The organism is Patescibacteria group bacterium, from assembly GCA_041675205.1.
Lineage (GTDB): Bacteria > Patescibacteriota > Patescibacteriia > GWA2-46-9 > GWA2-46-9 > JBAYUF01.
The window spans coordinates 1-13128 of sequence record JBAYUF010000006.1; the positions used below are offsets into that span (position 1 = coordinate 1).

The 13128-nt window shown below is 53.6% G+C and carries 15 protein-coding genes; 10 read left to right on the forward strand and 5 right to left on the reverse strand.

From position 1 onward, the window contains the following. Positions 1-389 precede the first annotated feature (389 nt). From WC052_04310 to WC052_04330, 5 genes are all read left to right on the forward strand, one after another. Positions 390-1433 (forward strand): C2H2-type zinc finger protein, encoded by a 1044-nt coding sequence (locus WC052_04310; GenBank protein MFA7286851.1) that lies wholly within the window; start codon positions 390-392, stop codon positions 1431-1433. Positions 1434-1936: 503 nt separating this feature from the next. Beyond that, on the forward strand, positions 1937-2308 hold the full coding sequence (locus WC052_04315; GenBank protein MFA7286852.1) for a hypothetical protein: 372 nt from the start codon (positions 1937-1939) through the stop codon (positions 2306-2308). Positions 2309-2833: 525 nt separating this feature from the next. Beyond that, the gene (locus WC052_04320) at positions 2834-3157 is read left to right on the forward strand and encodes a hypothetical protein (GenBank protein ID MFA7286853.1); all 324 of its coding nucleotides are present in this window, start codon (positions 2834-2836) and stop codon (positions 3155-3157) included. Between the two features lie 130 nt (positions 3158-3287). Then, on the forward strand, positions 3288-3632 hold the full coding sequence (locus WC052_04325; GenBank protein MFA7286854.1) for a hypothetical protein: 345 nt from the start codon (positions 3288-3290) through the stop codon (positions 3630-3632). A 110-nt stretch (positions 3633-3742) separates the two neighbouring features. Continuing rightward, positions 3743-4066, forward strand: a complete 324-nt coding sequence (locus tag WC052_04330) for a hypothetical protein (GenBank protein ID MFA7286855.1) — start codon at positions 3743-3745, stop codon at positions 4064-4066. Between the two features lie 45 nt (positions 4067-4111). Here WC052_04330 and WC052_04335 read toward each other — a convergent pair whose 3' ends face one another. Then, positions 4112-6145 (reverse strand): hypothetical protein, encoded by a 2034-nt coding sequence (locus tag WC052_04335; protein ID MFA7286856.1) that lies wholly within the window; start codon positions 6143-6145, stop codon positions 4112-4114. An 81-nt stretch (positions 6146-6226) separates the two neighbouring features. Continuing rightward, positions 6227-6583: a hypothetical protein gene (locus tag WC052_04340; protein ID MFA7286857.1), complete on the reverse strand. Its 357-nt coding sequence runs from the start codon at positions 6581-6583 to the stop codon at positions 6227-6229. 90 nt (positions 6584-6673) lie between these two features. On the opposite strand from WC052_04340, the gene WC052_04345 reads away from it, so the two are divergent. From WC052_04345 to WC052_04360, 4 genes are all read left to right on the forward strand, one after another. Then, a complete protein-coding gene (locus tag WC052_04345; GenBank protein MFA7286858.1) occupies positions 6674-7519 on the forward strand; it encodes a hypothetical protein in 846 nt (281 codons plus the stop codon). A 319-nt stretch (positions 7520-7838) separates the two neighbouring features. After that, positions 7839-8432, forward strand: coding sequence for a hypothetical protein (locus WC052_04350; GenBank protein MFA7286859.1), 594 nt, complete (start codon positions 7839-7841; stop codon positions 8430-8432). An 84-nt stretch (positions 8433-8516) separates the two neighbouring features. Beyond that, positions 8517-9878, forward strand: a complete 1362-nt coding sequence (locus WC052_04355) for a hypothetical protein (protein MFA7286860.1) — start codon at positions 8517-8519, stop codon at positions 9876-9878. Between the two features lie 83 nt (positions 9879-9961). Continuing rightward, the gene (locus WC052_04360; GenBank protein MFA7286861.1) at positions 9962-10654 is read left to right on the forward strand and encodes a hypothetical protein; all 693 of its coding nucleotides are present in this window, start codon (positions 9962-9964) and stop codon (positions 10652-10654) included. Between the two features lie 152 nt (positions 10655-10806). Here the strand turns inward: WC052_04360 and WC052_04365 are convergent, their stop codons facing one another. From WC052_04365 to WC052_04375, 3 genes are all read right to left on the reverse strand, one after another. Continuing rightward, positions 10807-11460, reverse strand: a complete 654-nt coding sequence (locus WC052_04365) for a hypothetical protein (protein ID MFA7286862.1) — start codon at positions 11458-11460, stop codon at positions 10807-10809. 88 nt (positions 11461-11548) lie between these two features. Further along, positions 11549-12175 (reverse strand): hypothetical protein, encoded by a 627-nt coding sequence (locus WC052_04370; protein MFA7286863.1) that lies wholly within the window; start codon positions 12173-12175, stop codon positions 11549-11551. A 43-nt stretch (positions 12176-12218) separates the two neighbouring features. After that, positions 12219-12824, reverse strand: a complete 606-nt coding sequence (locus WC052_04375; protein MFA7286864.1) for a hypothetical protein — start codon at positions 12822-12824, stop codon at positions 12219-12221. Positions 12825-12895: 71 nt separating this feature from the next. Between WC052_04375 and WC052_04380 the strand changes: the two genes are divergently transcribed. Next, the gene (locus WC052_04380) at positions 12896-13093 is read left to right on the forward strand and encodes a hypothetical protein (GenBank protein MFA7286865.1); all 198 of its coding nucleotides are present in this window, start codon (positions 12896-12898) and stop codon (positions 13091-13093) included. The last annotated feature ends 35 nt before the right edge of the window (positions 13094-13128 follow it).

The window sequence follows — 13128 nt, forward strand, 5'->3', positions numbered from 1 at the left end:
GTAGAAAAAAACTCCACCGTTTTGGTTCGAAACCTTTTTGGTGGAGCTATCTGAAAAAAAGTTAGCGCGAAAACGACGTCATAGCTATCATGTTTACGATTGCACATTTACTTGGTAGTAGTCGTATTTTTTATCAACAGTGATGTGGTGATAGATATATGGTTAATTATCATGGTACGAGATAATATAATCGAACGATATATTGCATATAATATGTGTAAATTGTAAACATAACAACAATAAATTGAAATTGAGGCGATTAAGGCGTTAAACGATCATGATAACGACTACAATGGCGACGCAACGATCCGATATCATCCCGAATGGGTGTGGCTACTGGTGCTAAATTATGTTAAAGATTGAGAATAGGTCATATAATCATTGCGAAGATGGCCGAGATATCAAATGACCCTGCTTTGCAGTGTAAGCGGTGTGGGGAGAATTTCACCGAAATCGAACACTTGACACGACATGTCAGACAAAAAACACCATGTGACCCCGCCCCACTCTCATTGGAAGTCGATCATTCATCGAAGCCCGAGAAAATTAACAAATGTCAAGAATGTGGCAAAGTGTATTCCACTCGCGGCAACCTTCATCGGCATATCAGAACAACGTGCAAATTCAAGAAATTTGACAGGCTGGGAGACGCTACCAGAAAGGCAGAAACATTTAACAAACTATTACATGTTGCTAACGAGCTCATTGGAGAAACTAAAGTAGTTGACATATGCACCGAGGCATTAATATCAAATATATCATCGCAAATGGTGGTGAGTGGTCTTTCTAAGATTCAAGATAGTAACCCACAAACTAATTACAATATTGTCAATGCCGCCATACAAAACAATGTCGTACAAAACAATACCGTACAAACTATACAAAACAATATCGTGCAAAACAATGTGGTACAAAACAATATCGTGCAAAACAACATTGTAATCATTCCATGGGACAGTGACTCGCCTATTACGATAACCGCAGAAGATATCACAGCTGCGTTTGCTGACAATGCTAAACTACAAGACTACATGCAACTTCATGATTACGAACGAACTGACATGAAGGTTGCGCCGCCGTACGTGGCGGAGATGTACGTGGATTTGATTCGCAAAGTTCACCAAAACCCTGCCGCTCAGAACATTTATCTGAACCCCAAACGTTCCGATCAAGTTCTTGTCTATCATTCAACAGGGCAATGGAAAATATTATGTCTGAGTGATGCTTCCGCTCGTTTGCTCAGTGGCGTACACGATTCTATGGGTAAAATAGTATTAAGCGCCGATGGATTGGCTCAGATTCCACCCGATACCCTAAACGCCGCTTCGATTGCGAGAATGATGTACAATGCGGAGCCGGAAGAGTATGCAAAATTGGTTAAAGCTCCCCTTGTGGCGCATCTGGCCAACAATGCCAGCTCTGCCGGCAAGTGACATACTTCTTGCAAACGTGGTCTTTGCGAGGATTTAGCGTTTTTACGGGCCACGGTACCAAATTTGATTGCTCAAACATGGAGAGTATCAAAGCATGGCCGCCAGGTATTACTATCCGGGCGCGATTCATGTAACTCCCTGCGGCAAATGCAATGGAGGCCTTATCGAGGTGACAGACCGCCGGCGCGACATGCTGACCGGCGTTGAGCGGGCGCGGACCCGCAGCGTCAAGTGCGAGGAGTGTAGAGGCGTGGGCCGCATGATTGAGGGCGACACGTACCACGGCGCGGCGGTGGACTGGTGTGCGTGCGAGGGGGTTCTCTACCTGGGAGCGGACAACGACTGTCATGATGCTAGATGCGCGGGGGACGCTAGCGCGCACAGCCACTGCCAAAAATGCGGAAAAGTATCCTACATACGTTGTGAATGCGGTTGTTTAAACCAAGGGACCTGACATTTTTTGTTAATGAGTTATATTTGAACAACACCTTGACTGAGACAAAATGGCGTCAGAAACTATGATTGCGTCGAGCGGTTCTATGACTGTATTGAAGATCAAACAATCCACGGTTTCGATAAGCGCCGCGTTGGAAGAAAAATGGCCAAACAGTACGGCCTTGCTGTACGTCACAACGATCGATAATGGCGATCTAGGACACGACATACCAACCACGTACAAGGTGAAACTCGCGGTCTACTCGAATGAGGACTGTGACGGGGAAAACATGCTATCACCAGGGTGGAGCGATAGCGGACACTGGCACGTGACACAAGAAGCGGCAGTTGGAGGCGTAGTAATTGCATTGCTACATAGTGAAGCCGTCAATACAGCGTACAAAACTCGCACGCCGACATGGAGAACGCTCATTCACTAAGAATCAATGCGGAATGTATCAATTACGTAGACGAGGTCTGAAATCAAGGCCGTTCTTAACAATTATTAAGAACGCCTCGATGTGAGACCTCGGCTAATTGTGTTTTTACAATTCCGTGCGGCGGCCAGTTGTCTAACCAACTCACCTTTGGCGACCTCAATTGTGTTGTTGCCCCTGGTTCTCATTTATGCATCAGTGAGCAACAAATTGTAATAGATTGCCAACCATAGTTTAATCCCGTCCATAATAGTTGAATCGACGAAAAATGATATTCCGCGGCGTGATTGCCCTGGTGGCCTATGGTCGAACCGCCCGCCAAATCTCTTTTGATGACTCTCAACTTTGAGTTGGCCCTGGTTCGCATTTAGGCACCTTTGATCAATAGGTTGGTCACACCTGCTGCTTGGTTTTAGAACTCTGGTTTTAGAACTCTGGTTTTAGAACTCGTGTTTGAACTTGAACCCTACCGCGTTTGCCGAAATTAAACAAGACGTTATATCGATTATAAGCCTCACCGAGCAGACCATGCAGACAGCTCTACCGCAGACAATTATTCAATCCACGGCCTCATTCAGCGCCGCAATGGAAGAAAGGTGGCCCGGCAGCTCGGTGTTGTTAAAATTCGTCACCGACGAGAGTATGTGTCTACTCAAAATTAGAGTGGAAATGGCGGTGTACTCGGGAGAAGACTGCGTAGAAAAGAACCGATTGACGCCATTTTACACTAGTGGGCGTTATGAAACACGAGAATCGGCTGTAGCGTCCGTGGTAATTTCTATTCTGGTAAATACGGGCGGCATTGATGCCACATATGACTCTGGCGCAAAAACGTGGCGATCTCCAATCTGATAAGTTGCGATCCATGAGACGATTTACTTAACCATGTAAGCTATAACATGATATGCAATCATTGTGATATTTATCAGGGTTTTTAGAGTTTTAAAACTGAACGCCATTTTTGTGGAGATTACTCTTATCAATGCAAAGAATCGTTCAATCCACCGCTTCATTCAGCGCCGCAATGGAAGAAAAGTGGCCTGGCAGCATCGTTGTGCTGCTGATAACACCGGTCAACAATAACCGCCATCATGGAACACACATCCACGCCGAACCCATACCAGACACGTACAGCGCGAAAATCACGATCTATTCGAGCGAGGATTGCGCCGAGGAAAACAGATTAGCAGGGCCCTTCGAGAGCAATTCGTGGCATGAAACACAAAAGTCGGCGGTTACTATGGCGGCAATGATGCTATTGCATGCGGAGGACGTTGATGTTGCTGTGCACAAACCAATCGAATTGACGTGGCGGTTTCGGATCTAGCACGGTTACAACGTCTCAGCGAGGGGTCGCTCGGTCAAAAATAATGCTAGTTTATCATGGTTTTAGCGTTTTAAAACTGAACATCATTTTTGTTGAGATTACCCTTATCAATGCAAAGAATCGTTCAATCCACCGCTTCATTCAGCGCCGCAATGGAAGAAAAGTGGCCCGGCAGCATCGTCGTGTTGCTGATAACACCGGTCATGAGTAAAACCGTCAACCCCGTACTGTACGGGTACAAGGCGAAAATCACGATCTATTCAAGCGAGGATTTCGTTGAGGAAAACAGACTAGCAGGACCCATTAAGGGTCGAAGCGAGTCGTGTCGGGGAACACAAGAAGCCGTTTCTGCGGCGGCAATGACGCTGCTACATGTGGAGGGCATTGATGCTGCATACCAATCCAGCGAACTGACGTGGCGGTTTCGGATCTAGCAGCACGAATACGACAGCTCGGTCAAAAATAATAACAAGCAGTCTCTACGAAGTTGTGTTTTTTGCTAGATGCGAGAACGCATTCGTCACGGCAAGCGGACTCACGGCAAGCGGACCCACATCGACTAGAGGGTCAGTGGACATGATAAAGTATGTTGATGCCGATTTTGTGTCGATAACGTTGCCACTTGGGTCTTCATATACGTATGAGCCCGGCGCGAGATGTTTTTTGGCAACCAGATGCGGAGAAACGCTCAGTATGATATGGGCGGCAGAATCGACCCACGCCGGGAGAATGAAGAACACTGTCTGCGGCTTCTCGACGCTCATGTTGTCGACAAAGATGCGCGCGGTTTTCTCCATTATGTCTTCGATGAAGGGCGGATTCACGATCCAGTTGAAGCCCGTGATGTCGTCTCGCGTCTGCTCGAAGAAGCTTCCGAGTGAGCCAACTTCGATGTCGGGGAACAAGCTGCAGTACTTGGCGCCATCCTTGCCGTAGAGGCGAGAGTTCAGCGCCGACGCGAATGCCTCTCGCCGCACGTTGAAGTTCGCGTAGAGATGGTCGACGTGCGCCGCCGGGATGGCCCACTGCTGCCCGCTGACGATGATCGTGTCGTACCGCATGGCGATACGCGCCGCCAATATCGGGGATGCCTCGGCCGAGATCAGAGATAGGCGCGCCGTCATTTCGGTTTTGTAGTGGGAACCGTAGCTGATGCTGGAGGCCGAAGTAGACAATGTTGCTAATGTTTGCATTGGCGGATGAGCGAGTCGCTTATCGATGAATGAGAGTATGCGAACAACGAGAGATGCCGCATCCCGTATATCCTGCACGAGTTTGAGCTTGCATGATGTCAGTTCACCGATTAGGCGGTTGTTGAACCCATCTTCGGCGGTTGTCGCGCGATACACGTGCGCCCACGCATTGGCTGGCCGAGTGGAATTGACCATGGCGATAAGCCACCGGCTCAGAATGTTGTCGATCTCGGCACGCGCCTTCCAATCCGTCACCCGCCTGTTCTCCCGCGCGTTGGCCAGAATCATCGCGCGGATGTCCGAGGTGATTCGGAGCTCGGCCGCCTCGGCGTCGAGGGGGGCGACGGCGGCCGCGTTTCCGGCGAAGAGGCTTGCGAGCTGCGGGCGGGCGAGGCTTGCCGCCCGGGCGACTCGCCACCAGTCGGCGAGGTCGGGGTACTCCGTCGGGTCCATTTCCCACGGCTTGCGGCCCAGGTAGTGGTAGGCGCGGATGTCGCGAGCGACCCAGTTCGGCTTCCACGGGATCGCGGCGTAGCGCTGGTGGATGTTCGTCCAGTCTTGGCCGCGACGGTCGGCGAAGTACTCCGCGATCGACTCCTCGTCGGCGCCGCTCTTCGTCTGGAACGCCGCGCCGTACGGGCCCGTGACCGCGTCGAGCATCGCCCGGTAGCCGGCGAGGTCGGCCGCCGACGGGCACAGCAGCACGAGGAACCCGCCGCCGACGACGGTGCGCCGCCGCAGCGACCGCGCGACAAGCTCGGCGGGGATGCGCGTGCCGTGGGGGAGGTCGCTCTCGCCCGCCGCGATGTACGGGTTGACGAGCCCGTCCTTCTTCTTCCACGGCTGAAGGTACGGCAGCGAGAAGCAGGCGGCGGGCGGCCGCAGACCGAACAGGTCGTCGCAGTTGACGAGCGGGACGATGTCGGCGTCGACGAGCAGCACGCGGTCGTAGTCGGCGAGCCCGAGGCAGTTCCACTTGGTGAAGGCCGCGTCGAGCCAGGAGCCGTACCGCTCCGTCTGGCGGTCGGACAGGAAGCCGCGCGCCTCGTGCCGAATGTACGGGACCTCGACGACCTGGTCGTACACGAGCCGCAGCGCCGCGCGGGACTCTTCCGGCACATCATCGGTGACCATGCAGACGAGCGAGTGGCGCGTGCGCAGGGCCCGCATCGCGTGCGCGACGACGACGGCGCCGGGAACGTAAGACCGGCCCAGCATCACGAGAACGACCCACGCGCACTTCAGGGGGTGTTCGAGCGCGGGGCGGCGGAAACCGTCCTCGTGGCTGGCACTCGCCGAAACAGACATGTTCGCGCTCATGTATTCATGTTTGATATGGTATTGGTTCAATTTTGTGTGGTTTGATGCGACAACGAAAAAGTGGACACGCGGAACCGGCGGTCATTCGCTCTCACGCATGGACACGACCAACTTATGACGAATATATCTCAGCCGCTCCTGTTTTGATTGAAAGATTGCCAGATCGCGATTGACTTCCTCTTCGGAGGGGTAGTACAGTGTATCGCGCGTCAGGTATGTAATGCGACGACCGTCGAACGGCAGCATTGGTGCCTGCCACCAAATCAACCAGTCCGTCGACGAGCTGGGCTCGTATGAGGTGAGAGTGAGTCGATAGTGGCCGTATCGACCCATAAATTTCCCTGTGTTGGTTGCTGTTTCGACAGTGGCTACATCGACTAGTTTCTGAACACCATTGCAACGAAATCGATGGAACAGCAGACCCTGCAACGAATACATAGCTAATAGTTTCGTTATATACGAGAAATTGTTGTAAATCAAATTTGAATATGTTTTACCCGATTATTACCACCGATCCACTATATCGTAATGAATTACGACACTGAATCGGAATGGACTGAGTTCTCGGCCAAAATCGATGCGCTTGCAGCAATTCAGACGGAGGCGATCAAAGCCAACCCGGACGAATTCTCGGCCAAAATCAATGCTCTGGCAGCCGCTGCCAAAGTTTCGGCAACTACCGCTGATGAAATCGAAGAATCGCTGGCCGAAGAATCTGCCAACGCGCCGCGAAAAAAGAAATTAACAATCATCGACTACACCATCCAGTATTGCCTCGATCTGAACGCGTCGAGAAACTCAAAGCGGACACTGGCAATCCTCAAAAATGGAACAATTGTCGAGCTTGACCTCAAGCAACATAAGGGAGAATTGCCACGAGACACGTCGATTCGGTCGACAAAATCGTTGGATCGAGCACGGTGCGCATGGGAGAAACAAAAACAGATGAAATGTGATCTTGGTGAGTGTATGCGTTGCGCGATGACAACCGTCAACAACCATGTGACAAAAACGCGTCAGAAGCCCTACATTGTTTCGACTTTGACAAAGGCCGCAGAAGTTGAGTATCGTTCCGAGGGTTTGCGATACTGGGGCGATCTCTTCGTCATGACGAAAGGCAACAAAGGAGAATATGCAGTTTCTATCGTCGGGATACTGCGAGGCAACATGGAAGGCGACACTCTTGAAATTCGCAGTCACTTGCAATCCCGCTACATCGACGACATGGGCGCACCCGAAATTGTCGCGATCGTGTGGTTGGACGGGATCGTGTCGGAATTGTCGCCCGACGAGACCACCTACAGCTGGAGCTCCTCCGACGAGGAGATGGTGTTTCGCCCCAGCAAGAACTGCCCCAAGCCGGTCCCTCTCTGAGCTCCCATAAAGAATGGGACCAATTTTTACTAAAATTAGTTTATCTCAGACGTTGACCAACTTAAGTATCCAGCGAGGGATGATTATCGAATTCTGATGATTAACCCATTTTAACCAACCGTAACCATTCTTAACCCAATGGAACATAACGCAATCAAGTCCGCGGCGAAACTAATGATTGAAATGGGTTCCGGGGGGGGGTAAGATGGGTTACCGGGGGTTAAGATGGGTTCCGGAGGGTTAAGATGGGTTATCGGGGGAGTTAAGATGGGTTAAAATTGAAAGGAAATTAAGAGATTAAAGACTGCGCTCGCTTACCATGGCGGACGAATTGATAGTGAACTCCCCTAGCAAGAACTGCCCTGATTGGCTAAACGGCATGATATACGCCATGGAAATGTGTGTAGACGAGACATGCGTCATATTTAGCGGCGGATCGGTTGTCACCGTGGAAGATGAAGACGCTGACATTGGCCGCGAATTAATCACGGATGCTTTCTCGGGTCGGGGAGCCGCGCCGCCCACATGCTCAAACATCGGCTACGTCGTTCGAACACAGACATGGCAAACACGCGCGCCGGGCGACCTCGGCTCTGCGGTCAGAAAGGCCTGGCGAAAACTGATCAACTATGGTGAAAAAATTCGATTGATCAAGTGCATTCCTCTGAAGACACCTCAATTTCTTGGAAAGATCCGGGCCAACTTGGAAACTGATGACAACAATGATAATGTATTCACTGTTCGAATCCGTGAACCGAATCACGTTATGAAAACTGCGCTCTGGCGCAATTTCAGAAAGGATTTGAGCGAACCCGTCGTGGCGGCCATTAAAATGAAGAACGGTGACGTCTGGTTCACCAGCCTCACCGACGAAAACGCGACCGAATTCTACCCACTAGATCGGTCTCAGTGAAAACCAGCGCTGTTCTTTTTCCTGGTGGGCGCCGTCCGGCAGCACTAAAATTGAACATGGTCGCCAACATTATATAAAAGCCATATGGCCACTAAACCCTCTGGTACCGCTGGGCGGGTGGCCGAGAGCCCCCCGGCTTCCGCGACGGCCAAGAGTGCTACGCCGGCCGTTGCGGCCACGAGTGCCGCCAAGCCGGCCACGTCGACTGCAGTTGCCGCCAAGACTGCTATGCCGGCCGCCAAGCCAGCCGCTGCTGTCGCCAAGACTGCAGTTGCCGCCAAGTCTGCCACGCCGGTCGCCAAGCCAGCAGTTGCCGCCAAGCCGGCCGTTGCGAGTGCCGCTAAGACGACTGCCGCCAAGCCGGCCGTTGCGAGTGCCGCTAAGACGACTGCTGCCAAAACTGCGGTTGCCGCCAAGCCGGCCGTAGCGAGTGTCGCTAAGACGACTGCTGCTGCCAAGACTGCAGTTGCAAGTGCTGCCAAGACGACTGTTGCTACCAAGACTGCCACGTCGGTCGCCAAGAAACCGACAGTTGCTGCTAAGAGCGTCGCCGCGGCTAAGACTGCCGCCGCCGTGGCCAAGAGCGTCGCCGCTGCTAAGAGCGTCGCCGCGGCTAAGACTGCCGCCGCGGTCATCGCTCCCAAGAATCCAGACATCACTGTCGCAAACGACGAACCCACCCCCGTTGAGACCGCCACCACGGATGTGAATGAGAATCCCGCCGCGGTCGATGTGGCGGACACAACGACGCAGGCGCCGTCGACCGACGATGATGAACGGGCAGAACGAGCGCGTTTGGAGATAACTCGTGCATCGATGACCGCCGTCGGACGGGCGGCGCAGATACGACTGGAGTTGGCATTGGTGTACACCCTGGTGAAGGAAATGGGATTGACTCGTGTAATCTACATGAATGCCGCTGTCGCAGTGGTGAAAGACACAGATCCCGAGATCAGTATCGACAGGATTGCGGCCTTGATTACATCCAATGAGAGGGCGCGGTCGGCTGCTTGGCAGTACGGGATCGAGGGCAATGTGGGCAAAGCAATACGCCAAGGCGCCGCCCAATTGGCGTCAATCAGAGAGGATTGCGAAAAGAACAACAATGGAGCGTATGTGGTCGAGATTCAAGTGGTGCCACCGATGGCCGAGCCACGAACCGAGGAAGAGCGAATAGCCATCGCCAATGTGGAGCTACTGCGCATCGTTCCAAAGAAAGATTCAGTCAATGCATCAGTCTACACGTTGGTGTTGCACGACATCCAGGACGGCCGGAGCGTCGGGACGTGCTCCACGACGCGCCAAGAAATCTGTCTGAGCGCTTTCGAGAGAATCAGGGGCGACGCACACACGTCCTCCGTCATGATGGTCGTCCTCGCCAACGGTGAGATTTGGATGCCGGGCCCGAACAACACGCCCGTGTTTGTGCGCCAGGGCGCTCGCTAGTGATCGCGTACCCGCCCGCGCGGCACATTTTTTGGGTCGGCGGGTTGAAATTGAAGCCCCTGACTCGAACTGATTGCGCCGCCATGCCGACATTCGAAAGTCTCAAGCCGATCACGGACGACGGCACGGCCGATGAATTGGCAGACCGAATCGACTTCTTGATCCGAACGATGCAGGTCACTGCATCCTACCTGGACACCGCCCTTCGCACGGCGACCTGTGTCGTGTTCGCCAACGGCACCGTTGTCATTCCCGAGTCGGCCGATCCCGAGTTCGAGGGATTCCACGCGGTGCCGGAGTACAACGAGATACGCTCCGCCGACGAGGAGGGGGCGGCCCCCGCCGACCGCCACTGGGAGCGACAGCGAGTGCTAGGTGGGCCGGTCGGCGTCGCGATCCGCAAAGCATTTCTGCGCCTGATTCGCGCCGGAATTGATGTCGAACAGGGTTCCAGCGCGGAAATCAGAACTCAGAGAGCAATTAATCCGAGCCCGGGAGAAAATGATCACAGCTCCATATTCGTTCTGCGTTCCAACGTATTCGTCGGGGAGGAGGAAGAGCCGAGAGTGTTCCTGATGTCGTCGTTGGAAGAAGGGGGAGACGAGAACGAAAATGACGTGGCCAATGAGGCCTTTCAGCGGTTCGTCTCGGATCTGCACAGTCCCGCGGCGGCTCTGGTACTGTTGGCCGACGGCAGTGCCTGGACTTATTTCCAAGACAGCATGAACGGAGTATTCGAGTTCCGGTCGGCAGGCAATCGTGAAAATATCGAATGAGCACTGTGCTGCTTTTTTAATTAACTCAACCTCTCTATTTCTATCGGGTTTATCAACATGATCAAAATAGAAGGATTGATATTGTGTTGCAATATATTTGCGACCCTGTATGGTATTTGGGAAAAGACATGTCGAAATTCTCGTCTCGGTGATCAAGCAAGACGCTGAATGGTCATGCCTGCAGTCGTGACTGGACTGCTGTCGATGGGAGAGTTGCCAGTGATGGTAGTTGCACCACTGTTAACCAATTGGATGACGGTGGGAGTGAGGCCGTTTGTCGCGATGATGATGGTGCCGGTGAGCTCGATACCTACTGCCAGTGGGGTAGAAGTGCTCGCGGATGCGCCGACGCGGGTAGACCCCAGAATGCCAGGGGTACTGGTGACGGCCGGAGCAGTGATGGAGCCACTCACCAGATTGATGGCCGCTTGCCAACCAGAGCCCAAGACACCAGAGCCGCTGGCTCGCCACGTCACGCGATACACACCACCTGTCGGAAGACTGAAATTCGTATCGCTCGTCTTGGTAATTGCACCATTTTGGTATCCAGTTGCCGCAAACACGAAAGGAGCACCCGTGGCGACGGTCAATTGGCCAGGAGTGGCCCAGTAATCGCCAATTGCAGAACCAAAGATGGGGGCGTCATTGATGAAGACGTCACCGTTGATATTGATCACCGGCACGTCTTCTGCGGCGCCGTTGTCAACGTGGATGGCCGCGTCCTTGCCGACAAAGACGTCGGTGGCGCGGGCTGTACCGAGATACAGCTCCCCGAAAGGGTCGATGCCAGGTCCTGTAGTAGCCATTGCTAGCTGAAGTTGGTATACACGGCCCGTAAAAAATGGGGAAACGAGGGCACACGATAGCTCAGGCAATGATGCTCGAGGTGGCCGTTCAAGCGATGCGCTGAATCACCAGCCCGGCATACGTGTAATCGACGGTGTTCACCTGCGCCGCAACATTGATGGTGGAAGCGCCACTGTTGACCAACGAAATCGCCGGAGTGCCTGCCGTCACCACCAGAATGGCGACTCCCATGATCTCTGAGCCGCCCGTGGTGCCCGTGGTATTCGAGCCGGTCGCGGTTCGTGTGATGGGGCTAGTCGCGGCCACTCCGTTATCGGGAGCAGCGAGGGCGCCTGACTCCAGGTAGAGACTGCACTGGATGCCGGCGGCACCCGTGGCGCTGGCACCGGTGAGACGCCACTGAACGCGGTAGACTCCCGCGCCGGGCAAAGTGAAAGTCACGTTGCCGGTCTTGACGATGCCGCCGACGGAATATCCGGTCGAGGCGAAGGGGACTTTTGCTCCCGTCGTTATGGTCGTTGAGGTGCCTACGGACCAGTATTCGGCGATGACTGGCGCGCGGACAAGATTGCCGCTGATCGAGACCGTGGGCCCCGTCATTGGCGTGTTGTCGACGAGAATCGCATTGTTTTCTCCGATGTGGACTGACGTGGCGCGGGACGTACCGAGATAGAGCGGACCAAAGGGGTCGATGCCTGGGCCGGTGGTGCTCATGTTGGAAAAGAGTATACCGTCGGGGGAAATACTGGCGCGACGATCACAGGATGCGCTGGACAGTAATGCCGGCGTTGGTGATGGATGTCCCGTCCACGATATTGTACGTGTCGTATTCGTCATTTCCGCTATTCACGATCTGAAACTGGACATTGCTGCTAACCGTGACCAGAATAAGGGATGAAAACGTCTGCGCGGTGTTTGTCCCGGTTCCGACGCGAGTGCGGTCGATGAGTTCGCCCGCCGATATGGCGGCGTCGGGACCGCCCAGAGTCCCCTGGATGAGCTTCAGGCAGGACTGGAATCCGGAGGAGCCCAGCGCGCTGACACGCCAAGTGACAAAGTAGACGCCCGGGGTCGAGATAGCCACCGTGCCGCTGTTGATAACTACGTAATCGTCGGTGTGGTAGCCCGTCTGGGCGAGGTCGACGAAGCTGCCGGGCCCGGGAAACACGGTGGCGTTGAGCGATCCCCACGACTCGCCGATGGTGGGTGCGGTCACAGTTCGGCCATTGATCGATACGGTGGGAGGATTTGGGACATTGTTGACAAGAATTGCGTCATCGACACCAATGTGAACTGACGTGGCCCGAGATGTGCCGAGATAGAGCGGGCCAATAGTGTCGATGCCGGGACCCGTAGAGGACATGATGTCTCGATATTCAAAACGTTGAGCTTCTGCGAATACAAAATTGATAGACTTGTATTCGGGGATTAACTATGCAGACCCGATTGGGCGATCGAACCGTTCGGACGCCGCCTCGAGCGGAACGGACGCTGCCCCTAGCGGAACAGCCGGCGACAGAGCCGGCGCAAGAACAGTCACAACATGCCGACGACAATGTAGACAACAACGTACAAAATCACGTAGACATGCTGTCGTGTTGTTTAGACTTAGAAGACGACGTCGATGATTAAAATCTCCCCGTATTACGTTTGTCGAAAAAAGTAGA

Bases quoted from the DNA above. Each gene is read 5' to 3' on its own strand.
- WC052_04310 (MFA7286851.1), top strand. From the start codon at position 390: ATGGCCGAGATATCAAATGACCCTGCTTTGCAGTGTAAGCGGTGTGGG.
- WC052_04315 (MFA7286852.1), top strand. From the start codon at position 1,937: ATGGCGTCAGAAACTATGATTGCGTCGAGCGGTTCTATGACTGTATTG.
- WC052_04320 (MFA7286853.1), top strand. From the start codon at position 2,834: ATGCAGACAGCTCTACCGCAGACAATTATTCAATCCACGGCCTCATTC.
- WC052_04325 (MFA7286854.1), top strand. From the start codon at position 3,288: ATGCAAAGAATCGTTCAATCCACCGCTTCATTCAGCGCCGCAATGGAA.
- WC052_04330 (MFA7286855.1), top strand. From the start codon at position 3,743: ATGCAAAGAATCGTTCAATCCACCGCTTCATTCAGCGCCGCAATGGAA.
- WC052_04335 (MFA7286856.1), bottom strand. From the start codon at position 6,145: ATGAGCGCGAACATGTCTGTTTCGGCGAGTGCCAGCCACGAGGACGGT.
- WC052_04340 (MFA7286857.1), bottom strand. From the start codon at position 6,583: ATGTATTCGTTGCAGGGTCTGCTGTTCCATCGATTTCGTTGCAATGGT.
- WC052_04345 (MFA7286858.1), top strand. From the start codon at position 6,674: ATGAATTACGACACTGAATCGGAATGGACTGAGTTCTCGGCCAAAATC.
- WC052_04350 (MFA7286859.1), top strand. From the start codon at position 7,839: ATGGCGGACGAATTGATAGTGAACTCCCCTAGCAAGAACTGCCCTGAT.
- WC052_04355 (MFA7286860.1), top strand. From the start codon at position 8,517: ATGGCCACTAAACCCTCTGGTACCGCTGGGCGGGTGGCCGAGAGCCCC.
- WC052_04360 (MFA7286861.1), top strand. From the start codon at position 9,962: ATGCCGACATTCGAAAGTCTCAAGCCGATCACGGACGACGGCACGGCC.
- WC052_04365 (MFA7286862.1), bottom strand. From the start codon at position 11,460: ATGGCTACTACAGGACCTGGCATCGACCCTTTCGGGGAGCTGTATCTC.
- WC052_04370 (MFA7286863.1), bottom strand. From the start codon at position 12,175: ATGAGCACCACCGGCCCAGGCATCGACCCCTTTGGTCCGCTCTATCTC.
- WC052_04375 (MFA7286864.1), bottom strand. From the start codon at position 12,824: ATGTCCTCTACGGGTCCCGGCATCGACACTATTGGCCCGCTCTATCTC.
- WC052_04380 (MFA7286865.1), top strand. From the start codon at position 12,896: ATGCAGACCCGATTGGGCGATCGAACCGTTCGGACGCCGCCTCGAGCG.